Origin of the sequence: Micromonospora sp. NPDC023633 (assembly GCF_040640035.1) — a bacterium.
Taxonomy (GTDB): Bacteria; Actinomycetota; Actinomycetes; order Mycobacteriales; family Micromonosporaceae; genus Micromonospora.
The window spans coordinates 45,500-70,901 of record NZ_JBFABB010000024.1 but is presented as its reverse complement, the minus strand read 5'-3'; the positions used below and the strand labels follow the sequence as shown (position 1 = coordinate 70,901).

General features: G+C 69.6%; 25 protein-coding genes and 3 pseudogenes. 15 read left to right on the top strand and 13 right to left on the bottom strand.

Annotation, left to right across the window (positions count from 1 at the left end; genetic code table 11):
• The first annotated feature begins 557 nt into the window (after positions 1–557).
• The 12 genes and pseudogenes from AB0G13_RS10515 to AB0G13_RS10460 all read left to right on the top strand — a co-directional run bounded on the left by AB0G13_RS10515 (position 558) and on the right by AB0G13_RS10460 (position 7,120).
• Positions 558–1,766, top strand: coding sequence for a hypothetical protein (locus tag AB0G13_RS10515; RefSeq protein WP_357871872.1), 1,209 nt, complete (start codon positions 558–560; stop codon positions 1,764–1,766).
• A gap of 141 nt (positions 1,767–1,907) precedes the next feature.
• On the top strand, positions 1,908–2,078 hold the full coding sequence (locus AB0G13_RS10510; protein WP_357871870.1) for a hypothetical protein: 171 nt from the start codon (positions 1,908–1,910) through the stop codon (positions 2,076–2,078).
• 168 nt (positions 2,079–2,246) lie between these two features.
• A complete protein-coding gene (locus AB0G13_RS10505; RefSeq protein ID WP_357871868.1) occupies positions 2,247–2,612 on the top strand; it encodes a hypothetical protein in 366 nt (121 codons plus the stop codon).
• 161 nt (positions 2,613–2,773) lie between these two features.
• Positions 2,774–3,442: pseudogene (locus tag AB0G13_RS10500) on the top strand (NUDIX domain-containing protein); the annotation flags it as partial.
• A gap of 314 nt (positions 3,443–3,756) precedes the next feature.
• Positions 3,757–4,488 (top strand): ATP-binding protein, encoded by a 732-nt coding sequence (locus AB0G13_RS10495; protein ID WP_357871865.1) that lies wholly within the window; start codon positions 3,757–3,759, stop codon positions 4,486–4,488.
• Positions 4,485–4,715, top strand: coding sequence for a hypothetical protein (locus tag AB0G13_RS10490; RefSeq protein WP_357871862.1), 231 nt, complete (start codon positions 4,485–4,487; stop codon positions 4,713–4,715). Before AB0G13_RS10495 ends, AB0G13_RS10490 begins: the two co-directional genes overlap by 4 nt.
• 251 nt (positions 4,716–4,966) lie before the next feature.
• Entirely contained in the window at positions 4,967–5,458 is a 492-nt protein-coding gene (locus AB0G13_RS10485; RefSeq protein WP_357871859.1) for a hypothetical protein, read from the top strand.
• Positions 5,448–5,978 carry a bifunctional DNA primase/polymerase gene (locus AB0G13_RS10480; protein WP_357871857.1) on the top strand — a complete coding sequence of 177 codons (531 nt, stop codon included), beginning with the start codon at positions 5,448–5,450 and terminating at the stop codon, positions 5,976–5,978. Before AB0G13_RS10485 ends, AB0G13_RS10480 begins: the two co-directional genes overlap by 11 nt.
• Entirely contained in the window at positions 5,975–6,163 is a 189-nt protein-coding gene (locus AB0G13_RS10475; RefSeq protein WP_357871853.1) for a hypothetical protein, read from the top strand. Before AB0G13_RS10480 ends, AB0G13_RS10475 begins: the two co-directional genes overlap by 4 nt.
• On the top strand, positions 6,160–6,369 hold the full coding sequence (locus AB0G13_RS10470) for a hypothetical protein (protein ID WP_357871850.1): 210 nt from the start codon (positions 6,160–6,162) through the stop codon (positions 6,367–6,369). Before AB0G13_RS10475 ends, AB0G13_RS10470 begins: the two co-directional genes overlap by 4 nt.
• Before the next feature lie 50 nt (positions 6,370–6,419).
• A complete protein-coding gene (locus AB0G13_RS10465; protein ID WP_357871848.1) occupies positions 6,420–6,719 on the top strand; it encodes a hypothetical protein in 300 nt (99 codons plus the stop codon).
• A complete protein-coding gene (locus AB0G13_RS10460) occupies positions 6,716–7,120 on the top strand; it encodes a hypothetical protein (RefSeq protein ID WP_357871846.1) in 405 nt (134 codons plus the stop codon). The genes AB0G13_RS10465 and AB0G13_RS10460 overlap by 4 nt, the downstream gene beginning before the upstream one ends.
• A 122-nt stretch (positions 7,121–7,242) precedes the next feature.
• Here the strand turns inward: AB0G13_RS10460 and AB0G13_RS10455 are convergent, their stop codons facing one another.
• The 5 genes from AB0G13_RS10455 to AB0G13_RS10435 form a co-directional block, all read right to left on the bottom strand.
• A complete protein-coding gene (locus AB0G13_RS10455) occupies positions 7,243–8,154 on the bottom strand; it encodes a ParB/RepB/Spo0J family partition protein (RefSeq protein WP_357871843.1) in 912 nt (303 codons plus the stop codon).
• A 1-nt stretch (position 8,155) separates the two neighbouring features.
• Entirely contained in the window at positions 8,156–8,899 is a 744-nt protein-coding gene (locus AB0G13_RS10450) for a ParA family protein (RefSeq protein WP_357871840.1), read from the bottom strand.
• Between the two features lie 841 nt (positions 8,900–9,740).
• Positions 9,741–10,316, bottom strand: coding sequence for a hypothetical protein (locus AB0G13_RS10445; protein ID WP_357871837.1), 576 nt, complete (start codon positions 10,314–10,316; stop codon positions 9,741–9,743).
• A gap of 71 nt (positions 10,317–10,387) precedes the next feature.
• Complete coding sequence (locus tag AB0G13_RS10440) at positions 10,388–11,194, bottom strand: hypothetical protein (RefSeq protein WP_357462566.1); 807 nt, start codon at positions 11,192–11,194, stop codon at positions 10,388–10,390.
• A 311-nt stretch (positions 11,195–11,505) separates the two neighbouring features.
• Complete coding sequence (locus AB0G13_RS10435; RefSeq protein ID WP_357871834.1) at positions 11,506–12,393, bottom strand: PIN domain-containing protein; 888 nt, start codon at positions 12,391–12,393, stop codon at positions 11,506–11,508.
• Positions 12,394–12,544: 151 nt separating this feature from the next.
• Here AB0G13_RS10435 and AB0G13_RS10430 point away from each other — a divergent pair, with 151 nt between their 5' ends.
• Positions 12,545–13,612, top strand: a complete 1,068-nt coding sequence (locus AB0G13_RS10430) for an ATP-dependent DNA ligase (RefSeq protein ID WP_357871832.1) — start codon at positions 12,545–12,547, stop codon at positions 13,610–13,612.
• Positions 13,613–13,628: 16 nt separating this feature from the next.
• Here the strand turns inward: AB0G13_RS10430 and AB0G13_RS10425 are convergent, their stop codons facing one another.
• The 3 genes from AB0G13_RS10425 to AB0G13_RS10415 form a co-directional block, all read right to left on the bottom strand.
• Positions 13,629–14,399 (bottom strand): hypothetical protein, encoded by a 771-nt coding sequence (locus AB0G13_RS10425; protein ID WP_357871830.1) that lies wholly within the window; start codon positions 14,397–14,399, stop codon positions 13,629–13,631.
• A gap of 134 nt (positions 14,400–14,533) precedes the next feature.
• On the bottom strand, positions 14,534–14,704 hold the full coding sequence (locus AB0G13_RS10420) for an Rmf/CrpP fold protein (RefSeq protein WP_357871827.1): 171 nt from the start codon (positions 14,702–14,704) through the stop codon (positions 14,534–14,536).
• A gap of 314 nt (positions 14,705–15,018) precedes the next feature.
• Entirely contained in the window at positions 15,019–16,881 is a 1,863-nt protein-coding gene (locus tag AB0G13_RS10415; protein ID WP_357871823.1) for an AAA family ATPase, read from the bottom strand.
• Between the two features lie 155 nt (positions 16,882–17,036).
• Here AB0G13_RS10415 and AB0G13_RS10410 point away from each other — a divergent pair, with 155 nt between their 5' ends.
• Positions 17,037–17,996, top strand: a complete 960-nt coding sequence (locus AB0G13_RS10410; RefSeq protein ID WP_357871820.1) for a tyrosine-type recombinase/integrase — start codon at positions 17,037–17,039, stop codon at positions 17,994–17,996.
• Between the two features lie 68 nt (positions 17,997–18,064).
• Here the strand turns inward: AB0G13_RS10410 and AB0G13_RS10405 are convergent, their stop codons facing one another.
• The 3 genes and pseudogenes from AB0G13_RS10405 to AB0G13_RS10395 all read right to left on the bottom strand — a co-directional run bounded on the left by AB0G13_RS10405 (position 18,065) and on the right by AB0G13_RS10395 (position 21,759).
• Complete coding sequence (locus tag AB0G13_RS10405; protein WP_357871818.1) at positions 18,065–18,733, bottom strand: TrkA family potassium uptake protein; 669 nt, start codon at positions 18,731–18,733, stop codon at positions 18,065–18,067.
• Positions 18,726–20,057 carry a potassium transporter TrkG gene (locus AB0G13_RS10400; RefSeq protein ID WP_357871887.1) on the bottom strand — a complete coding sequence of 444 codons (1,332 nt, stop codon included), beginning with the start codon at positions 20,055–20,057 and terminating at the stop codon, positions 18,726–18,728. Before AB0G13_RS10400 ends, AB0G13_RS10405 begins: the two co-directional genes overlap by 8 nt.
• Before the next feature lie 430 nt (positions 20,058–20,487).
• Positions 20,488–21,759: pseudogene (locus AB0G13_RS10395) on the bottom strand (DUF4913 domain-containing protein).
• On the opposite strand from AB0G13_RS10395, the gene AB0G13_RS10390 reads away from it, so the two are divergent.
• Positions 21,698–22,132, top strand: a complete 435-nt coding sequence (locus AB0G13_RS10390) for a recombinase family protein (RefSeq protein WP_357871815.1) — start codon at positions 21,698–21,700, stop codon at positions 22,130–22,132. The pseudogene AB0G13_RS10395 and the gene AB0G13_RS10390 sit on opposite strands and share 62 nt — an antisense overlap.
• 203 nt (positions 22,133–22,335) lie before the next feature.
• On the opposite strand, the pseudogene AB0G13_RS10385 reads toward AB0G13_RS10390, so the two are convergent.
• Positions 22,336–23,544: pseudogene (locus AB0G13_RS10385) on the bottom strand (IS110 family transposase); the annotation flags it as partial.
• 381 nt (positions 23,545–23,925) lie between these two features.
• Positions 23,926–25,353, bottom strand: a complete 1,428-nt coding sequence (locus AB0G13_RS10380) for an MFS transporter (protein ID WP_357871812.1) — start codon at positions 25,351–25,353, stop codon at positions 23,926–23,928.
• Positions 25,354–25,402 lie beyond the last annotated feature (49 nt).

The window sequence follows — 25,402 nt, the reverse complement described above, 5'->3', positions numbered from 1 at the left end:
CCACGCCGCCCTGGCCGCCGCCCGCGCCGCCGCGCGTGGCGACCACGCCACCGCCCGCGCCATCGCGGCCGACACGGCGGTCCCCGACGCGGACGAGAACGCCTGGCCGGAGACGCCCCAGCCGGGCTGCGGCCGCCCGGTGGGCCGGGACCGCTAACCCGAGGGCCCGGAACGCTGTTCGCCAGCCCCCCGTGTTCAGCAGCCCTCCGCGCCTTCACCATCCAAAGGGCCCTTACGAGGGCATGAACCGAGTCGAACCCAACAAGCGCGGAACTGATCTTGCCCGGTAATCAGTTACCGGAAACATTAACCAAGTTAACGTAATCGGTAACGGGTTAGTGTGGTAAGGTTGTGGCATGACGAGCGCGGGAGATGCCACTCAGATCGTTTCTGAGGGCGCAGAAGGAAGTGACCCGAACGAGGCCACGCGAGACTGTGATTACTGTGGCCGTACGTTCCGCTACCGGCGGTCCGCGAACCGGCCACCGAAGTACTGCCCCGATCGGGAGTACGACGAGGCGCCGAAGACCTGCCTGGCGCGGGCACGGCAGCGGCGCATGGCGAACCGGGCCGCCGGCCTGGACGCTCCGCTGGCCACCCAGCGGCAGGACACCGCCGAGATCCAGCCGCAGGTGGAGGCGCTGATCGAGGCGCTGGAGCGCTACGCCGAGGGCCGGGCCGTGGAGGCCGCCGCGTTGCGCCGTGTCGCCGAGGTCGAACAGGACCTGCGCGAGGCCGTCGAGCAGGTCGAGGTGGAGACCTCCCGCCGCCAGGCCGCCGAACGCGCCGCTCGCGCCGCCAAGGCCGCCGCCGAGAAAGCCGCCGAGGACAAGCGGACCGCCGACCGGCTCGCCCGCGACGCGGCCAAGGAGTCCGCCGAGGCGATCGCCCACGCCGAGCGCGAGATCCGCACCCACAAGAAGGCCAGGGAGAAGGCCGAGAGCCATGCCGCCGCCCAGACCCTCGCCGCCACCCACGCCATCGACGCACGGCGCGCGGCCGACCAAGAGGTCCGCGCCATCACCACCCGCAACCGCGACCTCGACAAGCAACTCGCCCTGACCAAACGGGAGCTGTCCGCCGCAGAGAGGTCTCTCGCCGCGATGACCGACCGCGCCGAGCAGGCCGAGGCCGCCACCGCCACCGTTACCGCCGAGCGTGACACCGCCCGCACCGACAATGCCCGCCTGGAAGCTGAGCGCGACACCGCCCGCACTGAGATCAGCCGCCTTGCCGCCGCGCTCACCGACGCCGGTCGCGCCCACGACGACCTCACCGCCCAGCTCGCCACCGCCACCGCCGAACGCGACACCGCCCGCGCCGACGTCGCCCGCCTCACCTCCGAGGTGGCCACCGTTCGCGCCGACCTGGCCGCCGCCCACGCCGCCGGCGAGCAACTGCGCGTGGACCTGACCGCGGCGACCCGCCATGCCGAGGCCGCCGAGGCCACCGCCGCTACCGTCACCGTCGAGCGCGACACCGCCCGCGCCGAGCAGGTTGAGGCCGAGGCCGCCCGCCGTGACCTCGACGCCGAGCTGCGCGCCGAACGGGCCACCCTCGCCGAGGTCCGCCGCCAGGTCGACCAACTGGCCGCCGAGCGCCGCGCCGCCGAGCAGGCCGCCCAGGACGCCCGCGCCGACGCCATCCGACACGAGAGCACCGCGGCGGCCGCCGTCGACCGCGCCCGGGCCGCCGAGGCCCGCGCCGAGCGTCTGCAAGCCCAACTCGACCAGGCCCGCGCCGACCGGCCGGGCGGCAAGCGGTGAGCGCCGCCCCCGACGTCGACACACAGCCCCGGTAGCGGACCTACCCCGTGGGCCACCGGCGCGTCCGGTGCCCCGGCGGGAGTGGCCCGACCCGGACCACGTGGGGGCGCCCCCACCACTCTTCTCCGGAAGGAGCTGACCATGAGCCGCGCCCGGTACGAGCAACTCCAGCAAGACGCCACCCGACGCCGACACGCCGCCGAGGACCAGGTGCTCACCGCTGCCGACCAGCTGCGCACCGACGACGACAGCATCACCGCCCGGATTGTGTGGGAAACCGCGCAGGACATCCGCGACCACCGCTCACGCTGACCAGGCAAGCGAAGGGCCGGACCCCAGGGGGTCCGGCCCTTCGCGCGTTGGTTCCGGGCTGGAAGCTACGGCAAGGCCCCGGGCCCCAGTTCTACTAGCTAACTAGTTGCAAAGTATCGCCATAGCGCCTAGCTTTATAACTAGTTTACTAGTTAGAGGGAGGCAGGGTTGATTCAGATTCGACTGAGCCACTACGAGCCGTGCGACCCGACCGAGGACTGCCTCGGCCGTACCCACATCGGCTACCAGGAGGGCATGACCGAGGCCGAGGCCTTCGAGGCCGGCCGTGGAGTGTGGAAGCTCAAGGCCGACCGGGTGCTCGACCAGGACGAGGTCCAGATCATCAACCTCGACGGCACCGTCGTGGCTGTCGCGACGATCACCGGCATCACGAAGTGCGGCGACCGGCAGGCCATCGAGGGCACGCTGCTCACCGGCGACCCCCGGGTCGGCCAGCCCACCACCACGCCGCACCTGTCCCGCAACCCGGTCGGCTACTTCGAGACCAGCCGGGCCGGCCACGCCGGCGGTTGACCCGCCAAGGGTGGCGGGGCCGGGTGATTCCCCGGAATCGCCGGCCCCGCCCCGACATCACCGTTCGCGCGGTCGGGGTCGTGCTGGAACACGACCCCGACCACTACCTCCGGCCCCGAAACCGCTGAGCAGCAACCCGAGACAAGGACGGCAGCATCATCATGACCACTGACACCGCCCGCACCTACACCCACCCCGACGTGTACCTGCGCGGCGTCGCCGAGGGCTGGGCCGAGGCCCAGACCGACCCGACCCGCATCGACTGGCCCACCCGCCAGGCCGCCGCCGCGATCCCGTTCCGGGTCGTCGACGGCCGCCCGGTCAACCCGTGCGAGACCACCGGCATCCGCTACGGCCGCAACCAGCTCGGGCACTGGGGCGAGACGCGGTGCGCCGACGCCGCGGTGACCGCGACCGACACCACCGGCGCCCGCTGGATCGTCATGATCGAGCGCCGCGACAGGCACGGCTGGGCGCTGCCCGGCGGCCACATCGACGCGGGAGAGACCCCGGCGCAGGCGGCGGCGCGGGAGCTGAGGGAGGAGACCAGCCTGGCCGTCACGCTCACCGACCCGTGGGTGCGGACGCTGCCGGCCCGCTACGTGCCGGACCCGCGCGCCTCCGACGAGGCGTGGATGGTCACCACCCTCACCACGATCGACCTGGGCGTCTACGAGCCGGACAGCCTGCCGGTCCTCATCGCCGGCGACGACGCCGCCCGCGCCCGGTGGATCCGCGCCGGCAGCTACACCGGCCTGGCCCGGCACCTGGCCGCCACCACCGGTGGCATCGTGTTCCCGGCTCACCAGCAAATGCTCGCCGAGCTGCTCGGCGGCCCGACGTGGCCGACGCTGGCGATGGTGGCCGAGATTGACGGCATCGCGCTGAGCGACATCGGCGAGGACGGCGACATCATCGCCCTGGGCCACCACGACCCGCGACGGCTGCTCACCACGCTGCGCCGCTACGCCCACCAGGTGTGGGGCGAGGTCCTGGAGCCGGCGGACCCGACCAACCCGACCGCGCAGATCCGGCACCAGTGGGTCGTCAACACCGGCGACGGCGCTGGTCCGGAGCAGTGGTGCCTGGAGCCGGCCGTGCCGGGCGCTGCGGGCGCCGTCCCGGTGACCCGCTGGTTCCAGCGGTGAGCACCACCGCTGGACCGCTCGACGGCTGGGACGTCTGCTCCGTCACCGGATGTCCCCTCGCAGACCCGGACGCTGCCGAGCCCGACACCATCGACGAGATCGAAGACACCGGCATCGCCCACGGCGTCCAGCACATCAACATCTCCGACCACTGGTGGATCGACACCCGCCTGCCGAGCCCGCAGGGGCTCGCCGGCAACACCACGCTCGATCCCGCCGCCGCCGGGAACACGCCCGTGCCGCAGCTGGTGGTGCTCATCGGCCCCGCCGGCGCCGGCAAGTCCACCTACGCCGCCGCCCGCTACCAGCCGCACCAGGTCTACAGCCTCGACCAGCTACGCGCAGTCGTCGCCGACGACGACTGCGACCAGGACGCCACCACCGACGCCCGCGCGATCCTCGCGGCCATCCTGGAGGCCCGGCTATCCCGCCGACTGGTGACCGTCGTCGACGCCACCAACGCCGGCGTGGCCGACCGGGCGTGGCTGCTCGCGCTCGCCGGCCGCCACCAGGTGCCCGCGACCGCCGTGGTGTTCACGACCCCGCTTCGGGTGTGCCTCGCCCGGCAGGCCAACCGGCCCGGACCCGCCCCGGGCCGGCGGTGGGGACGCGCCGTGCCGGCCGCCGCCGTTGTCGAGCAGCACGTCCGCACCCAGGCCGCCCTGGCCACCCTGACCGCCGAGGGCTTCACCCACGTCACCGAGATCGACCTGAAGGAGCGCCCGTGACCCAGATCCGCTACCAGACCTACGACGCCGCCACCGACACCACCAGCGCCGCCACGTTCACCGTGGCGCACACCGTGGACAGCCTCGGCGAGGCCGACCGCCTGGCCAAGACCCACGCCGCCGAGCACGCCGGCGTCGACGTCGACGTCAATGTCACCGCCGTCGCGCGATCGGACGGCCGCGACCTGATCCAGGAGTGGGAGAACACCCACGCCGACGTGCTGTAACAGGCTGTGCCTGCCGTGCGGTGCTCGTCGACGGGCACCGCACGGCAGGCACGGTGTCGGTGGGCTGCGCTACGCTGCCCGCACGGCTGTCGCGCCAGCCGATCCAGGAGCCCGTCCCCGCCACGCCGGGGCCGAGCGACGAGCGGAGAAGACGTCTCAGACTCAGCGCCTCACCAACCCTCACCGCTGTCGGGCATGACCTCGTGTCGGTGGGGTCGGGCGTGGGCGTACCCCGCCGGAGAAGCGAGCTGATGATGCCGAAGACCAACCGCAGGCTCGCCCGCGCGGTGATCGAGCGCCGCGACAGCACCGGGGAGACCTACACCCAGGCCCGCGAGGGCGTGTTGGCCACTCTGACCCTGCCGGAGAGCGAGCGTCAGGCCCACGCCTTCCGCGCCGCCGTCGCACTGCGCATGGCCCACGCCGGCGAGGACGCCGACCAGGCCGCCACCGCCGTGGAACAGATCCGCGAACTCGCCGAGTGCAACGGTTGGACCTTCGCCGACGCCCAGGTCGCCTACGACGATCCCGCCAACCAGGTCATGTGCACCACGTGCGGCTGGACCAACGGGATGGCCTGCCCCGAGTGCCCCGGCTGCGGCTGCTACAACGGCCAGTGCACCGGCTGGCGCCACGGCGAGTTCATGGACGACGACGAACGCCGCGCCCGCAACGAGTGCCCCGACTGCGGCGGCGACAGCACCAACCACTACGAGTGCCGCTGCTACGACGATGAGGACTGACCCGAGCCTCGCCCTGGCGGCCGGCTTGGCGGTGTTTCCACTGCCGGCCGGCGCCAAGCGCGCCGCCCCGGGCTGGCCACGCCAGGTCACCACCGACCCCGCCGTGGTCGCCGGCTGGTCCGACGGCGTCAACATCGGCGTCGCCTGCCGCGCCTCGCGCGTGGTCGGCCTGGACCTGGACCGCAAGGACGACGTCGACGGCGTCGACACCCTGCGGGCGCTGTGTGCCGCGGCCCGCTGGCCCTGGCCGGACACCCTCACCGTCGCCACCGCTCACGGCGGTCTGCACCTGTACTTCCGCGCCCCCGGCGTCGTGGTGCCCAGCTCGATCAGCCGGTGGCCCGGTATCGACGTCCGCGCTCCCGGCCACCGTCTGGGCGGCTACCTGGTCGGCCTCGGCTCCGTCGTCGACGGCCGTCCCTACACGATCGCCCGCGACCTGCCGATCGCGCCGCTGCCGCCCTGGCTCACCGCCCGCCTGACCGGCTCGCACCACACCACCGCGGTGGTCACCTCGTGATCCGGGTGCGCCTGGTTGCCAACGACGTCGACGAGCTGCACGCCGCCACCGCCGCCATCGCCCAGACCCTCACCATCACCCACACCAGCCGACCGGTCCCCCGCCGCAGCGGCGACGGCGTCTCCCTCTACCTGCACGCCGAACTCCCCGCCGGTACGCCACCAGACAGAAGGACGAGACCGTGACCGACATCGACAACGCCGCAGCGACGTACGACCAAGACCACCGGCGGCTTCCCGGCGGCGGGTTCACCTGCGAGCGGCCGGACTGCACCCACGTCAACGGCCGAGCCGAGCTGATCGAGCGCGACCGGGCACAGGAACTGGCCGACGTCGGCCAACAGCCCCCGATCCCGGTCCCGGACCGCACCCCCGGCCCGGCACCCTTCTGAGTGCGTGCCGTTGCTGTACGTAATGGTATGACAGGAGTAGCCTGATGCGTATGACAAAGCGCCGAGTGACCGTCTCCGTGCCCGAGGACGTGGCCGAGACCCTGGAGCAGCAGCCCAACGCCTCCGCGTACGTCGCCCAGGCCGTCCGCGACCGCCGGCGCATGGACGAGTTCCGCGCGCTGACGGCCGATGCCGGGATGCAGCTCACCGAGCAAGGCATGGCCGAGGCCCGCGCCCGCCGGCTACAGGTGCAGGCCCAATGGCCCCACGAGCGCTACGACGCCGTACGCGACCGGGTGCGCCAGCACATGCAGGATGAGGCGGACGACGCCAGCCGGCCGGCCGCGTGAGCACCGAGGACGAGCAGCGCCCCGTCGCGCTGGTGCTGGACCGCTCAGCGCTGCTGGCCTACCCGTACTCGATCCACGTCGGCGAGCCCATCGGTGAGGTCATCACCGACGGCCAGCGCTTCGGCGTCACCGCCGTTACTGCCGCTGAGGCCCTGGAGCTGGCCGCCGACGCCAAGCACCGAACGCACCTGCACCGGCTGCTCAGCCACGACTCCTGCGCACGGCTGCCCACCTGGGGCGAGTCATGGCAGGAGCTGTCCTACTGGCGTGGGCTCACCGGCCGCGTCGACCTGGCCGCCACGGTGATGGCGGCCCTGGAGCACCGAGCATCGATCCTGACCAGCGAGGGCAACCGGTACGGGCCCGAGGGGCACCTGCCGGTCATCCACATGCCCGCGTAACCGCAGGCCACAGCGAGGCAGCATCAAAGGAAGCACCCGTGCTCCCAGCAACTCGGGGACGGGGTGCATAGCAGCGGCCCCCGGAAGACTGCATCCCCGGGGGCCGCTGGTATGCCCAACCCCTACTGCGTCGCTTCCTGGCTGTCCGATGCCTCCAGGAGGAGGTTTGCCAGGGTTCGAAGATCCTCGGGCGTCATCTCCGCCCGCAGTGAATCCGCGACCTTCTCAGGAGTTCCGCCCAGACGCCTGATGGCAGAAGCTGCTGCCGATTTTCGTGGACGCTCACTCTTCTCGCTGTTGCCCTCATGGCTCGCAGAGGCGGCAGCCCCGTTAACCGCGGTTAACTTTGGCTCGACCGTGGGCTGCTGTCGCTGACGCAGTTCGTCAAGCTGATCTGCGAGGGGAACTTGGTGGAGGTCCCGGACATCTCGGAGAGGTACCGCGCCGGACCTCAGCATCGCTTGCAGCTCTGGCGCGAGCTTTAGCAGATTGAGTCGTTGAGTCACCCAAGCCGGTGTACGGGACAGTCGTTCGGCGGCGGCCTTGCCCGTCCCGCATTCCTGCACCAAGAGCTGAACCGCACGGGCCTCCTCGATCGGGTCCAGGTTCTCCCGATCGAGGTTCTCGGCCGCAGTGGCACTGACCCATGCCTCTCGGCTCTCGGCCAAGCTGTTTTTGACGACGATGTCCAGCGTCGGTTGTTCCGCCAAGAGCGCGGCGGCGCGGCGCCTGCCGCCGGTGACCTGAACCCAGGTCGCCCTGCCGATGGCAGCCTCGTGCTCCGGGTAGATACGCAGGAAGGCTTCGCGGGATACCACCGCACACGGCTGGAGCTGACCGTGCGTGCGCATCGAGTCCGCAATGCTCTCGATTCTCGCGTGGTCGGCGTCAAGGTCTCGGGTGTTCAGTGGGTTGGCCGCGACCTGCTGCACGCGAGCCGTGCGTGGCGCCGACTCGGCAAAGGCCGGAACCCGTGCCTCAGGAAGCGCTGGCTCGGTGGCGAGGTCCGACAGGTTGACTCTCTTCCCTGCCACGTCAGACCTCCTGGAGGTTTGGCGCGCCGGCCTGTGACGGGATTGGCGCCGCCCCGCCGTAGCCCATCTCCAGCGCCAAGCGGAAGAAGTCCTCGCGCGCTTCCATCGCCACGCGGTTCCGCGGGTACTGCGTCACCACCATGCCCTCGGCGGACGCTCGGGAGTGCAGCTTGTACCGGCGGATGACCGTGTTGCACATGGGCCAGCCCTTGCGCTGAATAAACTGCGCGGTCTGCTGCAGGTCGGGAAGTCCGTCCCGCGGGTCCCAGCTGTTGACGACTACCCGGTACGGAATCCCGCGCGGCGCGATAACCGCTTCGATAGTTCTGGTGGTCGGGTCGTAGCAGAGCGGCTCCGGCACCATTGGCACGAGAACGTCATCGCACTCATCGAGCGCGACCTGGAGGATGCGCTCATCCTCGAGCGAGCCCGGCGTGTCAACGAAGATGTGCTCGTAGTGCAGGTTCCGCAGCTTGCGCAGGTCGCGTGGGTCGTCGACCTGGGCGAAGTCGAACGGCAGCCCTCCCTGCTGCTCCACACGCCGTGACCACCAAACTGACGAGGCTTGGGGGTCCGTGGACGCAACCATCACCGGGCTCGCCGGATCACCGATTGCCTCGGCGGTCGATTGGAGGATCGGCTCGGGGTTGACCAAGACGTCGTAGGTCACCGCTGCCAAGTTGACGGCGAGGGTGGTTTTACCAACGCCGCCCTTCTGGTTGGCGATGACATGCACCTGAGTCATGACGGGCTCCGTTCCGTTTGCTTCCCCTGGTCGTTTGCTGCCGGGGTACTTCGGATGTCCGCCCATGCTAGGGCGAACTCCGTCCTGCTCAGAAGCCTGGTCCCGTCGGGGAGTGTCTTGGTTAACCGCGGTTAATCGCGTACCGAGCTCCAGTCCATAGTGGGGCCTGGTGGTAGCGGGTGGTTCGTGCGTCCTCGAGAGGGCGGTGAGCGGCTGTCGCCCTGGCCAGCACTCGTTGCCACCGCACTCGAAGCCCTCACCTGTCACAGCATCGTTCGGGCGCTCCCGGGCAAACCGCACTTGTAACCGCAGAAGCGGAAGACATCGGCTATTGAGAGCTGGTGGTCAGCGGCGTGACGTCGTACGGTGCGGGCGTGACCAAGTCGCGTCCGAAGAAGGGCAAGACGTCCGGCGCCACCGACCGTCGTCGTGGCACATCGTCTCCGCTGCCAGCCTCACCTAATGCCGGCGTCGCGGCCCGGTTCGCCGGCACCTGCGTTACCTGTAAACGGGGCTATCCAGTAAACGCCCCGCTGGGGAAGGTCGAACACGGTTGGGCGCACGCGGCCTGCGCCGAGGCAGTCCGCGAACGCGGCCGGATCCTGCGCGGAGAGACCTTCGCCGGGCAGAGGCCGTCGGACTGGCGGCTGGGTAAGGGCCCGTCATCGACGCGGATCACCCGCTAGCTCGTCAGGCTCGGCGCAGTTCAGTGGCCCAGCACGAGCTCGACGACCTCTGACCGTCCTCACGGTGACTAGGCCGCCGACATCAAGGCCGCGAACGCGCGTCGCCTGCCAGTTGGCGCGAGGCGCTGCCATGAGGGATTCAGCGGCCGTCTCTGTCAGCGATGCTGATCAGCGCCGGGTTGGTCGCCGACATGGTTGCCTGCGGCGTAGAGCTGCCGCAGCGCGTATTGCACGGCCGACAGCGCCATTTCGGCCATCTCCAGCTCCGAGTGGGTGAGGCCGCCGCTGAACGAGGCGTGTTCGATCGCGTTCTCCAACTGCTCTTGCGCCATGTACCCGCGCCGAACCGTGGCCGCCAACTCGCTGCGGAACGTGCGGCTAAACTCGGCGGCCGCGCGGAGTCTGGCTTGCACATCCTCGCGCCGCTCGGCGTTGGTCAGGTCGTAGTACGGGTCGTCCTCCCACGACGTGGCCTGCGAGGGCATGACCGCCTCGTCGTGGCTGCGGACGCGCTGCGATCGGCCATGCAGCGGGCACGCTTCCTGCCTCAGGCCTGTTCCGTCATTGGTCTGCTGTGGGCAGGTGCAGCCGAATGCCATACGAACACTGCGCTGCACCAGGTGATCAAGCGTGGCAACGGACGGTGGATCCGTCATGCCGGCGATCATGCCGCGCAGCGCTACGCAAGCGCGGTCGGCGATCAGGTCCGGAAAGGAAGCATCCGTGGTCATGCACGCGAACCTAGACAACGCGCGCCGCCGTGCATACCCCGATCGCTGCCGGAGTAAGGAACAGTTCTCCGTCAGCGATCGCTTGAGAGGTGGGCTGGGTCAGTGAGCTGTGACAGCTTTTGCAGAGCATCCTGCGTTGCTCGCCTTGCTTGGGTGGCGGCTTGGGCGGTCGCTTCCTGGCTACGCCGCTCGCCCTCGGCGCGTATTTGCCGCGCACGGGCGGCGGCGCCGACGGCGATCCGGCGTGCGGCCTGGCGGGCACTCGCCGAGGCGGCCTGACGGGCAGCTGCCTCCTGCTCGTGCCAGATCGCGTCGCGCGCCTGGGCGTGTTCCTCCTGGCGGCGTGCGACGGCTCCCATCGCTTTGCGCATCTCGGTCCAGCCGCCCGGCATGATGTCGTCACCGTCTTCACGTTCGGCCCACCGCCACTCCCTCAACCGTCGCCGGACCCGGTAGAGCAGTTGCTTGCGCGGTAGCCGGTCGTTCCAACCGGTGTCTGGGTGCGGGGCGCCGTTGGGCAGCTGATTAAGGGCGTGCCTCACGTCTCGCACGCACCAGCCGGCGTCAAAGTAGGGCCGAAGCACCTCGTAGAGGTCGTTCGGATCCAGCGGGCCTTCCTGTGCGTTGCGCAGGCCGATCACCAGTAGCTGCAGCACCCGCGCGGCCGCCGTGCCCTGCTCCCGGCCAGATGGCACCCGCCGGGGGTCGAATTCGTAGCTCTCGTCCTCGGCGCTGGTCAGGCACCGCTTGCACTGCCAGACCCTGCCCTGCGGCGTGGTGACAGCCTGCCGGGGCGTGTAAGCGTGGCATACCAGGCACGGAGCGTCCGGCGGCGGCGTACTCATCAGCCCGTCGTCAGCGGCGTAACGTGGCTGCATATCGTCACCTCACCAACACGTTCTCATTTGGCGGCCTGTTACCCCAGCAGAGTAGTCAAGCCGGTTGCCACTCGGGAAAGCCTCTGGGCCTCTGGGCTTGGGTGACCTTGGCGCCGCTGCTGTGCGAGAGGCGGCGTCCCCGATAATCTGCGCTACCGGCGCGGCGGTGGGTGGTGTTGCGGATGTCGTCTGTTCGTGCAGCACCCAGCGGATGAAGGCGGTCAGCCCGAGGGCGTCGACGGCGGGAGGCTCCAGCGCGGGCACAGCCCAAGCGGCGCTGGTGGGCGCGAAGGTAAACGGCTGGAGCTGGGTCACCCGGCCTTCGGTTCGTCGCCCAGCTCCTGCTCCAGCTTGACCACCTGCAACCCGGCCGCCTTCGCGCGCATGGCCATCCCTGTGTCGTAGGTGACCAGGCACACCGGCCGGGATGCCAGCAGCTCGACGGCGAGCGCCCGGTCGATGATCTCTTCGTCGGCGATAGGAAGCCGGACGTGACCGGGAGGGTCGAGCAGCACCTGGACGCTGACCTCCCCGCGGGCAAACCCTTCGCTGACGAGTCGGGTGAAGTCGCTGTGCCGGAGAATGCCGGTGCCGGCAGGCATGGAGACCACCCGGTCGAGGACGGCGGTGGTGTAGGCAGCCCGCCATCGGTTGCGGGTCTTGCTGTGCTGCTTGAGGCCGTCGAGTTCGTCTACGACGATCATCGGCACGATGATTCGGATGGGGTCGTAGCGAGTGCCAAGGACGGGTGCCAGATCCATCTCCTCCAGCTTCTGCGGGTGGTGGAGGTAGACGTTCGTGTCGAGTACGACCAACTTGCCGCTTTGGGTGACGCGCTCGATCTGCTGCTCCAGGTCACTGAGCGCCCGCTCGAATACATCCACCCTTTCCGACTGATCGGTGGAGATCAGGCCGTTCAGGATCCGCTCTTCGCCGCTTTTCGGCGGGTGCGGGGCGGTAGCGGTGACCGAGATGAGCAGCTCATAGCTCCGCACGGGAATCAGATGATCCAGTTCGGCCGACCGCACATGGTTGTAGAGCCGGCGGCGGGCTTCGTGCATCCACTCGACGTAGGCGAACGCGCGCTCCCGTGCCTCCGATCGGCTGCCACCGCGGAGGTTGACCAGCCGCTGGTGTAGCTCGACTAGTGCCGTATGTAGGTACTTGCGGTCGCTGCCCGGCAGTGGGGTTATGAGCACGCGGAAAATCCTTCACCGGTCGGCCGGGTCGCGCCACCGCAAAACGCGCACGAGGCATTCGTTCTTACGGATCATCGCCCCCGCTCGGCTACCTCTCCCCGAGGATGAGCTAGGGGGCGAAGGTGACGGATCTTCATGCATCGGGCAGGCGGTGAGGGCGACCCCGCACCGAGCTGGGGCGGCAGCCGAGCCGGTGCTGCGACGGCCGGTGGCGCCGATGCTCGCGGCGCCGGTCGACGCAGTGCCCGAGGGCCCCGGGCTGGTGCATGAGCCGAAGTGGGATGGGTGGCGTCTGGTCGCCTTCCGGGAAGCGGACGGGGTGTACCTCCAGTCGCGGGCCGGTAAGAACTTGACCACGTACTTTCCGGACATCACCCGGGCCGTCCGGACGCTCCCGCCCGGCGTGGTGCTGGACGGAGAGCTGATCGTCTGGGAACGCGGCCGGACGAACTTCGCCCAGTTGCAACGGCGAGTCACCGCCGGCCGTGGCCTCCTCCGCCTGGCCCGCGACTGCCCCGCCCACTACGTGCTGTTCGATCTGCTCGCCGACGTCGGTGGGCAGGTAATCATCGACCTGCCGCTGTCGGAGCGTCGGGCTCGGGTGGAGCGGCTGCTCGTCGACGCGCCAGCGCAGCTGACTCTCACCCCGCAGACGGCCGACATGCGGCAGGTGTCGGACTGGCTGATGCACTGGACTGTCGCCGCCGGCATCGAGGGCGTGGTGACCAAGCAGCTCAGCGGCCGGTATCAGCCGGGCCGGCGGGGCTGGCGAAAGTTCCGCACCCGAATCACTACGGAAGCAATCATCGGCGGCGTAACGGGCAGCCTCCGCAACCCAGAAACGCTGCTGCTGGGCCGGTTCGACCGGCGAGGCCGGCTTCGATACACCGGCCGCACCCATCCGCTGGACGCCTACCAGCGGCAGGAACTCACGACGCTGCTGTCTCCGCTGCGGCCTTTACAGCAGCGCCGCGCCGCAGTGGTGCACCCGTGGCCGGAGCCGCTGCCAGCATCGTGGTCGGGGCAGTTGGATCGGCCGGAACCGCTGCGGTACGTGCAGGTCGAGCCGACGGTGGTGATGGAGATCGAGGCGGACGTGGCCTTCGAGCACCAAAGGTGGCGCCACCGAGTCAGGGCCATGCGTGCGCGGCCGGGCATGTCGGTGTACGACGTGCCGTTGCTACTCGGCGAGGTCGAGGGCTACCACGGCGAGCCGTGAGGCTGCCCAGGGCGGACTACGGAGCTACACCGTCGGCCTTCCGTCGGAGCACACCGCTGTTGAGCCACTGCACGATCGTGACCGCCAGGTGGACCGTCGACTCGCCTTCGATCTGGGTGTGCCTCCTGGAGTTTGGGCTCCCCGCGTGTCGGGACTGCCCCTGCCACAGCAGTGCAAGCATCTCGACCAGGCGGCCGATCTCGGATGCATCGCCAGTCCCGTCGCCGATGGCCAACTCCCACTGCGCACTCTGGCTCCGCAGGTCCCGAATGACGGTGCCGAGAGATCGCCGGGGGTTGTTCGGACACACCATCGGACACGCCACAGCCTCGACCGCCTTGACGGCTTCGCTGTACGCCTTGTCCGGGTCTGGCTCGCGGCCATAGGCGGCCCGCCACGCCGTTTCGAGGTGATCCCGTGCGTCCTCTCGGGCTGACGACTTGGCCTCCTTCATGGCAGCCGTGACCGTCTGCCCGATTCGCCGTTCGAGGCCGTCGAGCTGCTCGTTCACGCGCCACGCTGAGCCGCCGTTGTGCAGCACGAAGGCAAGCTGTCGGACGATCTCTGCCCACTGCTTGTCGTCCCGGGACGGCTCCTCCCCATCCTCAGGTGTTGACCGATCTGGGTGCCAGTACAGCATTGCGTCGATGACATCAAGCAGGTCTTCCCCGGAGACCGAACGAAGGTCCGCAGACGTCCGGAGGTGGAGACCGAGCTCTTCCTCCAGATGCTCGTACAGGTAGTCGTCCAGCCAGCGGCCCAGGGCGCCTTCCATGAAGTCAGGCACGCCCTCGAATGGCGAATCCTCAGGTCCAAGACCCTGGCGCCGACGGCTTAGCTTCGTCCATTCCCTAGCGGTCACGGCCAGAGACCATACCTCTATCGCGGCATCCTGCTGACCGGCAATTCGGCGGGCTCGGGTCAGCCGTCGTAGCTGATCTTCCCGGCGGTGTCCGGGTTGGCCTTCAGATACGTCCGCACCCAGACCGCGGCGAGCACCTTCTCGGCTGGGCCGTCGCCGGGCTTGTGCGGGCAGGCGGTGGCGGGCTGGCGGGCGCGGCTGGCGAGGCGGCCGTGGCGGAGCGCTGACATCGAACCGAGAATTCTCAATCGACACGGGCGCCTTCTGCCACCCGGGCCGCTGTCCAGGAACGATCGTTTTCCGGACAAGATCAATATAGGTGGACGGGCCGGGTAATCGCGTCCGGAAAACCCGCCCGAGAGGACGGCGTGTCCAACAACGCGACGACGGGTTGTTCAGCAGCGGTCTCAACGATTACATGATCGACGACCGGCTTTGAGCTCAGCCGCCTCCACAAGGGATGCGGCTGACCCCAGTCATAGCCGGGTGACCGGTAAGCGCCTTGCCGACGCAGTGGACGCCGCGTCGGCAAGGCGTGCAGCTTCTACCCTCGGAGCAGACTGTTGATTCTGGTGAAGAGCTGGGAGAAACGGTCGATGACGGCGTCGTCGACCTCGTTGCGCAGGGCAGTGGCGGAGCGCATTAGGTAGCTGGCGGGCTGGTAGTGGTCGAACCGGCTGCCGAGGGCTGCCTCGGCCTGCTTGACGATCCGGCCGCCGCCGGTGAGTTTGCTCTTCGTTACGGCGCCGACCTTGCTCTCCTTCAGCAGCTTCAGGTACCAGCCCGGCTCGAACAGGTCCTCGATGTCCGCCTCGGACGTTTCGGTGATGTCAGTGAGCGGGATGAGGTGGTCCTTGGGTAGCAGCCCGCGTTGGACCATGTTGGTGATCTTCTGGTTGCCGCCGGCGGCAACATCCATGATGACGGCGACGTTCAGGTCGCTGGCTCCGAGCAGCGCGATGAACGTGGGGATCTTGTCGAGGCCACCAACCGGAGTGATGGTCCACCGAGGGTCGAGAGGGGTCTTGCCCTTCTCGCGGACCAGGTCACTCATGACGGTGAGGTAGGCAACGTCGGCCGGCCCTTCGACGGCAAGCTGATCGGGGCCGACGATCAGCGCCTGGGACATGTCCACGCCCAGGGCACCGAGCAGCGGGAAGACGGTCTCAGGCCGGGCAGCCCATACGTCGTTGCTGACCTGGGTGCCTTGGCGTGGGATGTCTTCGACGGTGCGGCAGCGCTCTAGGTGACGGGGCTGGATCATGAATAGGGAGTGGGTGGTGTAGATGACCTGGTGATCACGCGCCAGCCGGTCGTCGATGTAGCGCAGCAGGTCGCTCTGCGCCTTGGCGTGCAGGTTTAGGCCCGGCTCGTCCAGCAGGATCACCCTGCGGGCCTCCTCGGCGTACTCAGAGAAGGCGGCGAGGAAGGAGAAGAACCAGATGAAGCCCTTGGAGCGCTCCGCCATGTTGAGGGTGACCCGGTGGGTGGCGTTGCGGACTCGGATCTGCAGCCATGGCTCCGGCTGATTCGGTCGGTGTGGCACGGGGCGGGACTCGATGTCCAGCTCGACGGACAGGTCCTGGTTCTGCGTCCAGTATTCGAATAGCTCGTCGGTGAGCTGGTTTGCGGCGGCCTCCAGCGACGCCTTGCGGGCCTCGTAGTCAGCCTCGGCAAACTCCTCACTGGCGACGCCAGCCAGCCGCAGCAGCGCCAGCGCGGTGCGCTCTCCGGGCGTCAGCTCGTCCTCGTCGGTGTTCTGCAGGCGTTCAATGGAGACACTGCCGGGCAGCACGCTGTACTCGTCGAAGTACTGGACCTTCGGAAGCCGCCTCGCGAGGATCCCCCGAGCCTCAGCTCCCAAGTCGCGCTCCTCCAGGTCGTCCGCAAGCGTGGTGGCGGCCGTTGGTGGCTCTTCCTCAGCGCGCAGCGCGTTGATCGTCTCGGCCAGCGTCCTCTTGGCGTACTTGCCTCGGTCGAGCCCCGCCTTCTCCACGAGGTGCCCAACCGCCGTAGCTTCAGCGATGACCGGCCCAGACCACCACTTCGTCGCGCTGCCGTAGCGACGAGCGACCTTGACATGGGTGTCCGTCACGGAGCCCTTGCCGAACTTCGCCTCCACCGCCGCCACATCGCCTGGGTCGAGCGCAAAGGTCAACTCGATGGGTTCCACCGAGCTGATCGTCCCCTTGTCTCGGCTGTAGCTGCTGCGCGGGTAGTCCCGAAGAGGCTCGAACGTGGTCGGATGGCCGCTGGGGAGTGGATTGAAGCGGTAGATCGCCTCCAGCACGGCGGTCTTGCCCGCCTCGTTCTTGCCCACCAGCGCCGTCAGATGGTCATCGACGAGGAACTCGCCGGAGTCGGTGACGCTCTTGTACTTGACGACCTGCGCCTTGGTTACGCGCATCTGCCCATCCTAGATTGATCTTCATGTTTCGACGTGTATGCGCAGAGTAATGGGCAGCGCCGACACCACCTCCAAGCGTCTTGCGGCTACTCAGGCCATAATGATCCTTATCCGCTGAGCGCTCTTGTCATCTCAGCGGATAACGTCTTTAAGGCGTGGCTGAAAGTCCGGCCCAAACTCAGTGGATAAGAAGGACGGTGGACCGGATGGCCCGCACCGCGACCGCGAAGGTCGTCCCGCTGCGCCCCGCTCACCCGGAGCCGGCGGTCAACCGGGCCCTCGTGGCACTGCACCGGCACCTCGACCGGTGCGCCCTGTCCGCCAACACCACCAAGGCGTACCGGGCCCGCGCCCGCGCGTACGGCGTATGGCTCGCCGCGCACGCCGGCGACCACCCGGACGCCTTCGTCGACCAGATCGGCGCCGAGGCCGCCGTCACCGCCTGGCGCCGGCACCTCATCGCCACCAAGGCCAGCCCGTCCACCGTCAACCAGGCCCTCGCCGCCGTCGACCTGCTCTACGAGACCGGCGCCGGCCTGCGACTGAAGGTCAAGCGGGCCCGCGTGCCCCGCCCCGGCGAACCGGACGCGCTCACCCCGAAGGAGCAGGGCGCGGTCGAGCGGGCCGCCGACCGCCGCGGAGTCCGCGACGCCGCCATCATCGCCCTGCTGTTCTACACCGGCGCCCGCGCCCAGGAATGCGCCCGCCTCGACGTCGACGACCTCGCCATCACCGCCCGCACCGGCACGATCCGCCTGCACGGCAAGGGCGACGAGGTTCGCCAAGTGCCCGTCCCGGCACGCGCACGCGAGCGGCTCACCGCCTGGATCCGCCACCGCGGCACCGAGCCGGGACGGCTGTGGACCGGCCAACGCGGCCCGCTCAGCGACTCCGGCATCACCCAAGTCGTCCTGGCCACCGGTGCCGACGCCGGCCTGCCCGGCCTACGCCCGCACCGGCTCCGTCACACCTACGCCACCCGGCTGCGCCAAGGCGGCGCTGACCCGGCCCAGGTCCAGGCCCTGCTCGGCCACGCCTCCCTCGACACCACCGCCCGCTACTTCCGCGCCGGCACCGCCGAGCAGGCCGCCGTCGTCGAACGCATCTTCGACTGACCCCGTCGTGAACCCCACAACCGTCCAGGCCGCCGGGCATTCACGGTGGTGCACGCCGCCGGACTGTTTCAGCTCAGGTTGGCGAACGATTCGACGTTGCGGGTTTTGCCGGCGATGACGAGGATGTCGCCGGCATAGATGACCGTGCCGGCGGTGGTGTGGGTGAAGTCTTCACCCGGTCGCTTGATCGACACCACCGTGACGCCGTGCTTGGAGCGAAGCCCCGAGTCGGCGAGGGTCTTGTCGAAGGCCTCCTCGGGGGCGCGAGTCTTGGCGATGGCGTAGTCGTCCTCGAATTCGATGAAGTTGAGGATCTTGCCGGTGACGAGATGGGCGACGCGTTCGCCCATCTCGTGCTCGGGAAGCACGACGTGGTGAGCGCCGACGCGCTCGAGGATGCGGGCGTGCTGCCGGCTGACGGCCTTCGCCCAGATGTTCGGTACGCCGAAGTCGGCCAGCAGGGCGGTGGTGAGGATGCTTGCTTCGAGGTCGGTGCCGATGCCGACGACGGCGTGGGTCATCTCGTGCACGCCGAGCTGCCGCAGGGCGACCTCGTCGGTGGTGTTGGTGACGGCGGTGTGGGTGAGCTGGTCGGCGTAGGTTTGCACCACAGTGGGGGCGGCGTCGATGCCGACGACCTCCCAGTTTTGGCGGATGAGCTCGATCGCCATGGAACCGCCGAAGCGGCCCAGGCCGAGTACGGCGATGCGGTTGCTGGTCGCGGATTTCCTAGCCAACGATTGGTCGCTCCTCAGGTAGTTCGTAGCGGCGGGTGCGCTCGCGCAGCGCCAGCGCGGTCGCGGCGGTGATCGGACCCAACCGGCCGACGAACATCAGCATGATCAGGATGACATGTCCCGCGGTGCCCACCTGGGCGGTGATGCCGGTGGACATCCCGACGGTGGCGAACGCCGAGGTGACCTCGAAGAGCACCTCGTCGAGTCGAAACGGGGTCAGCACCAGCAGGGCGGCGGTCGACGCGGCGACGGCGGCGACGCTGAGCAGCGCGATGGTCAGTGCCTGACGCTGCACTCCGGCGGGTAGCCTTCGGCCGAGGGCGTGCACGCTCGGCTCGCCGCGGATCTCGGCGAGGATGACGAAGCCGAGCAGCGCGAACGTGGTGACCTTGATGCCGCCGGCGGTGCTGGCGCTGCCGGCGCCGATGAACATCAGCACGTCGTGGATGAGCAGCGTGACGTCGTTGAACTCGGCCACGTTGAGGCTGTTGAACCCGGCGGTGCGCGGCATCACCGCGGTGACGAATCCGGCGAGCAGCTTGCCGCCGATCCCGAGGCCGCCCAGCGTGCCGGGGTTCGACCACTCCGCGACGCTGATCGCCAACCAGCCGCCGGCGAGCAGCACGACCGTCATCCCCACCGTGATCTTGGTGTGGATCGACCAGCGGCGCGGCGTGCGGAACTCGCGGCGCAGCTCGAACAGCACCGGGAAGCCGAGTCCGCCGATGATCACCGCGGCGGCGATGGGCAGGCAGATCAGCGGGTCGTCGACGAACTGCATGAGGCTGTCGGCGTACAGGCCGAAGCCGGCGTTGTTGAACGCCGAGATCGCATGGAACACCCCCAGGTACAGCGCTCGACCCGTGCTGTGGCCGTAGCCGTCGGCGAACCGCCAGGCCAGCACGGCCGCCACGACCGCCTCGACGATGAGACTGACCCGCATGACACCCAGCACGACCCGGCGGACCTCACCGACCCCGATCGCCTTCGTCTCCGCCTGGGTACCCAACTGCAGGCGCATCCGCAGCCGGCGCGCCACCAGCAGGCCGAGTAACGACGCCAGCGTCATGATCCCGAATCCGCCGACCTGGATCAGGCCCAGGATCACCGCCTCGCCGAACCCCGACCAGAAGGTGCCGGTGTCCTCGATGACCAGCCCGGTCACGCACACCGCCGACGTCGCGGTGAACACCGCCGTCACCAGCGGCGCGCTGCGGCCGCTCTCGGTGGCGAACGGCAGCGACAACAGGGCGGAACCGGCCAGCACCGCCACCGCAAAGCCCAGCACCACCAGCCGAGCCGGATGCCGCACCGTATCGGTCAGCCGCGTGGTCACCGCCGACGACACGCGGAACCGACGTACCCCGGCCCCTACGAGGGCCGCCAGCCGTCGCACACCTTCGCGCACGCCACGTGCCATCGAGCGCCACCGGCCGTGCGCTTTCGCTGGATCGCGGCCGGGCATCGGCGCCCAGGCCAACAGCGCCGCACCCAGCACCGCCGCGACAAAGACCGCAACGACCGCAAGCAGCCCCACCAGCAACTGCACCCAGGTCGACTCCACCCCGTCATGATTCACCCTCTGGGCGCGCCGCCCGCTGCGGGCCTCCACATCGCGCGGGCGCCGCCCGGTGGACCGTCGCCCAGGCCACACCAAGCACCCCCGCCATGCCGCCGCCGGCGTGCTCCCCAGGCGTCAGCGAGGACTTCGTCAAGCTTGCTGCGGACCGGCTGTTACGGGCGATGCCACGGAATCAGAGGGCATCAGCGTCGGGGAGTTGGGCAAGAACCTCTGGCGGCGCAAGCTCGACGGGCAGGGGCCGGGGTTCGGTGTGCTTGTCCGGGCTGCACCGGCTGAACGGCCCGTACTCGGCGGCGAGTGCGGCGAGGTGGGGATCGAGGTGGTCGCGCCACCAGATGCTCATGCCGGTCTGTGGGTCGCTGACCTGTAGCGTTTCCCATGCGCGTCAGAGCGCGTACAGGCGGGAGATCGCCTCCGGGTGCGCCCACCACCGGGGGCACCAGTTCACCCCCGAGGTCGGCCCGGTGGCGAGGCGTCGCTCGACGACGTGGGCGAGGTAGTCGGCGACGAACGCCTCGACGTTGCGGTAGGCCGGCTCCGGCGTGGTGGGCTCGGCCGGCGGCGTCGCGGCCGGCGGCACAGTGTCGCTCGGGTCGCCGGCGAGTTGGCCGAGCAGGGCGCTGAGGTCGGCGATCGGGTCGCCGGCCGGTCCGGGCTGGGGCAGGGTCATGGGGTTGGCTCCGGCGGGGCGTCGTCGGGGGTGAGGGTCCAGTCGGTGCGGCCGTGGGGGTCCCAGCGGGCGATCGACGCGCGGATCGCCGACGCGTAGGGGCCGGCCTGCCAGGGGGCGGTGCGGGCGAGCGCGGGCGCCGGAGGCGTAGACGACCATCCGGCCCCGGGGCAGGGCGTGCAGGTCGGCGACGTCGAGGATCCGCTGGCGACGGGTGGCGTGCGAGACCGACCGCTGGCCCCACCCAGATCCGCTGCTGCTCGTCGACCTGGTCGTCACGTCGTGCTCGCCGATGAGCTTGGACAGCTCCTCCAGCCAGTGACGGCAGCCCGGGCGTATCCCGTCTCGACGCGAGACGCTGTGGCGAGGGCGAAAACCGACAGCGACGTAGCCGGGCAGGCGCCTGCGGTGAAAGCCGTGGAGGCCGGCCTTGACTCGCCCAGCCGGTAGGCCCGTGGACCGGTGACCACGACGCGGCCCCTCACCTGTCGGTGAGGGGCCGAAGCCGTGTGATCGACCGATACGGACATCGCCGGGGCACAGGCCGGTGGCAAGCCGACCCGGACCGCAGCGCCGGCACGGCGCGAGGACCGGAAGCGGCGCGGCAGCATTTCTTGACCTTGCCCGCTCTCCTACCGGGCGCTTGAGGCCAGCCGTAGTAATCAGCGAGAAATCAACGGCAGCGCTGGTCAGAGCCGTATCGCCGGGCGGCGTGAACTGCTGTCGAACCGCTGGACAGAGTGCGGCCCTCGAAGCTGTACTCCTGATCGGCATCGTCGGCCGGCTCAAGCGCCACGGCGTCGGTTTCCAGTCCCTGCACGAGAAGCTCGACACCACCACCGCAGGCGGGATGTTCGTCTTCCACGTCTTCGCCGCGCTGGCCGAGTTCCTACGCACCATCATCGTGGCCAACACCAACGAGGGCCTGGCCGCCGCTCGCGCCCGCGGGCAACGCCTCGGCCGGCCACCGGCGATGACCCCGGAGAAGGTCGCGTACGCGCTGCAACTGCTCGCCGAGCCGAACCGCACGATGACCTCGATCGCCAAGCTTCTCGGCGTCTCGCGCAGCACCCTGTACAGCGCGCTGCCTGGCCTCGTTCCGGCCCAACGCGACGACCAGGCCGCCCTGCAAGACCGGCCAACCTAGCCGCCGGAGGTCAGCACCTGGTCGGGCTGACCTGCCCGGAGGCGGGTATCAGCGGGGCACAGGCTGGTACGGGACTCTGTCCGAGCCCGCTGCGTCGCGCCGGCGGACGTGATACCCGGATACATCACTGACGTTGCGGACGGCCGAGAGTGCAAGACCTCCGATCTCCGTAGCGAGTCAAGTTGAAGCCTGTGCGCGGTCGGGAAGGCCTTGGCTTCGTCGTAGGGCTGATGTGTGGTCAGGCACTGGTGCAGGCAGCCGAGAAGGCGGTTGAACAGGTGCCGTAGTGCTGCGGCGTGGCGGTCTGCGTGCGTCTGTCGTCGTCGGTCGTAGTGCTGTCGGGCGGCGGGTGAGTTGCTGGTGGCGATGAAGGCCCAGACGAAGCCGGCGGCGGCGAGGCGGTCGTTCTTGATGCGGCGGTGGGTGATGGAGATGCTGCGGCCGGAGGCGCGGGTGACTGGCGCGGAGCCGGCGTAGGCCTTGACCGCGCGGGCGTCGGCGAAGCGGGTGCGGTCGTCGCCGAGTTCGGCTAGCACGCGGGCGCCGGTCAGGTCACCGAGGCCGGGGAAGCTGGTGATGATCTCGTAGTCGGGGTGCTGGGCGAACGCCTCGGCGCATGCCTGGCCGAGTTGGTCGACGGTGGCGCAGACGGCGTTGAGCGTGGTGAGCAGGGCGAGGGCGGCGGCGCCCATCGCGTCTTCGACGAGCGGCTGCTGCCGCAGGTGTGGCACTCGCAGTGCCTGCTGGAGCTGGGAGGCGAGATCGTCGATGCCGCGCTTGCGTCCGCCGCGGCGCAGGGCGGCGGCGATGCGGGCCTTGGTCAGTTTGGCAGCGGCGGCCGGTGTGGGCGCGATAGCCAGCACTGCCCTGGCGTCGGCGCTGGCCAGGAAGTCCTTGCGGTTGACGAAGGTGTCAAGGAACGCCGGGTAGTACTCGCGCAGCAAGGACCGCAGTTCGTTGGAGGCCTTGGTGCGCCGCCAGGTGGCGTCCTGGTGAGCACGAGCCAGTACCGCGATGGCGCGGGCGAGTTCGGTGTCGGCCGGCAGCGGCCGGTGGACGTGGGCGTCGGTGCGCAGGATGTTCGCGAGAATCATGGCGTCGGCGTGGTCGGACTTGCTCCGCGCCACGGTGTGCCGGTCGCGGTAGCGGGCCACCGCCATCGGGTTGATGGCGTAGACCGGGCGGCCGGTAGCGCGCAGCGCCGAGACCAGGAGCCCACGGGGTGTTTCGATAGCCACCGGGATTGGGGCGTCGGGCGTGTCGCCGGCGTCGGCCAGCATGTCGAGCAGCTGCTGCCAGCCTTCTACCGACTCGTGGATTCGTTTCTTGGCGACGAGCTTGCCGTGCTCGTCGACCAGCGCGATGTCGTGGTGCCGTTCGGCCCAGTCGATCCCGCAGAACACCTTGCTCAAGATCTCTCCCGCGCGCTCAAGTGATCTACGTTGTCCCAGGTCAGATCCCTGGCGGGAACGCGCGGCGCCCTAATAGCGAGGCTCATGGCCTACCCTCCGATTAGCCGTGTCGCGATCCCAGCGACCAGCACGTCCCCGGTCTTCGTCCAGAGCTCTCGGCTCTCGATTGCGAGGTGTGCGTCGTGCTGGCGGGCTCAAACCACGACCGAGGTAACCACGCGCATGGATAGGTGGGTGGCCCACCCCCACGCGCCGGTCTTCTACGAGGCCTCGCCGGGTCCAAGGGAATGCAGGCATCTCGGCGGGTGGGCCACCCGGCCAAGGCCCTATTAGCGGGCCAGCCGTTCAGGCCCTATTAGGTGTGACGCCTGTAAGGCGCTATCAGCGTGTGCGCTGGCGGGCACGACGTCGGCGCGGATCCTTCCTGGTTCGCAGCCGAGCGGCATCGGACCGCGTGGTGGCTGGTCGGCCGGGCCAGGTGTGGTGGTGCTCATCCAGGCGGTAGTGATGGGTGTGGCGCCAGGAGCCGCCCGCGCCGACAGGGTGGGCATCGTGGAGATGCTCGTGACTGGCGTCAAGGTCACGGTGTTCGTGTTCGAGTTCGTCAGGGTCGTGGGTGGGCCAGGAGTGGGCGGCCAGGGCGGTGGCTGTGGCGGCGAGTGCGCTGAGCACGATGAGAGCCCAGGTGGTTCCGGCGGTGGCGGCGAGCCAGCCGGCCAGTGGATAGGTCAGTAGCCAGCAGGCGTGGGACAGGGCGTAGTCGGCGGCGAACATGGCGGGGCGGTGGCCGTCGTCGGCGCTGCGGCGCAGCAGTCGGCCGCTGGGGGTGAGGACCAGTGATCCTGCGGCGCCGAGCAGTGCCCACGCGGTGAGCAGGGCGGGCCAGCGCCAGGCACCCGCGCTAGCGGAAACGGTGGTGGTGGCGAGGAGGATGACGGCACCTGTGGCGCTGCCGACGAGCATGAGCAGCCGGTCGGCGTGGTGGCGCAGCAGGGTAGGTAGGGCGAGGGCGACCAGTAGCGAGCCGGTGCCGTAGGCACCCAGGGCCAGGGCTACGTCGGATTCGTCTCGTCCGAGGTCGTCGCGGACCGCGATGACGGTGTTGACCAGCACCATCGCTCCGGCGGCGGCTACGGCCAGATGCAACGCGAGCAGGCCGCGCAGCCGGGGCACGGCCAGGTATCGCCGCACGCCGAGGGTTGTGCGGCGGTACAGGTTGCCGCTGTGGTGGGTGGGGCGGGGGCGGGGTATCAGGGTGCAGGTGACCAGCAGCGCGGAGGCGGTGAACCCGGCGGCGGTGCCCAGGAACAGGTCGTCGAAGCTGAGCAGGGTCAGAGCAGCGGCAGCCAGGGCGGGGCTGAGCAGCATCTCGAGGTCGTAGGCCAGCCGGGACAGCGACAGGGCGTGGGTGTAGTCGTCTTCGTCGGGCAGTAGGTCCGTGATGGTGGCCTGGAAGGTCGGGGTGAACGCGGCCGACGCCGCTTGCAGGACGAACACCAGTAGGTAGACCTGCCAGACCTGGTCCACCCACGGTAGTAGAACCGCGACCCCCGCGCGGACCAGGTCCAGGGCGACCAGGACCGCGCGACGGGGCAGACGGGCGAGCAGCGCGGAAGCTACCGGGGCGACGATGACGTTGGCGGTCATCTTGATCCCCAGCGCGGTGCCGAGGACCGCGCCCGCGCGCGGTCCAGCGAGACGGTAGGCCAGCAGGGCGAGAGCCACGGTGGCCAGGCCTGTGCCGAGCAGAGCGATGACCTGAGCGGTGAACAGACGGCGGTAAGCCCGATGGCGAAGTACGTCCAGCATCGCTGTCCCCTTGCCGGTGGAGGTCGGTCAGGATCGGGAAGGGTTCAGC

Bases quoted from the DNA above. Each gene is read 5' to 3' on its own strand.
- AB0G13_RS10515 (WP_357871872.1), top strand. From the start codon at position 558: ATGGCGAACCGGGCCGCCGGCCTGGACGCTCCGCTGGCCACCCAGCGG.
- AB0G13_RS10510 (WP_357871870.1), top strand. From the start codon at position 1,908: ATGAGCCGCGCCCGGTACGAGCAACTCCAGCAAGACGCCACCCGACGC.
- AB0G13_RS10485 (WP_357871859.1), top strand. From the start codon at position 4,967: ATGATGCCGAAGACCAACCGCAGGCTCGCCCGCGCGGTGATCGAGCGC.
- AB0G13_RS10480 (WP_357871857.1), top strand. From the start codon at position 5,448: ATGAGGACTGACCCGAGCCTCGCCCTGGCGGCCGGCTTGGCGGTGTTT.
- AB0G13_RS10465 (WP_357871848.1), top strand. From the start codon at position 6,420: ATGACAAAGCGCCGAGTGACCGTCTCCGTGCCCGAGGACGTGGCCGAG.
- AB0G13_RS10450 (WP_357871840.1), bottom strand. From the start codon at position 8,899: ATGACTCAGGTGCATGTCATCGCCAACCAGAAGGGCGGCGTTGGTAAA.
- AB0G13_RS10445 (WP_357871837.1), bottom strand. From the start codon at position 10,316: ATGACCACGGATGCTTCCTTTCCGGACCTGATCGCCGACCGCGCTTGC.
- AB0G13_RS10440 (WP_357462566.1), bottom strand. From the start codon at position 11,194: ATGCAGCCACGTTACGCCGCTGACGACGGGCTGATGAGTACGCCGCCG.
- AB0G13_RS10420 (WP_357871827.1), bottom strand. From the start codon at position 14,704: ATGTCAGCGCTCCGCCACGGCCGCCTCGCCAGCCGCGCCCGCCAGCCC.
- AB0G13_RS10415 (WP_357871823.1), bottom strand. From the start codon at position 16,881: ATGCGCGTAACCAAGGCGCAGGTCGTCAAGTACAAGAGCGTCACCGAC.
- AB0G13_RS10380 (WP_357871812.1), bottom strand. From the start codon at position 25,353: ATGCTGGACGTACTTCGCCATCGGGCTTACCGCCGTCTGTTCACCGCT.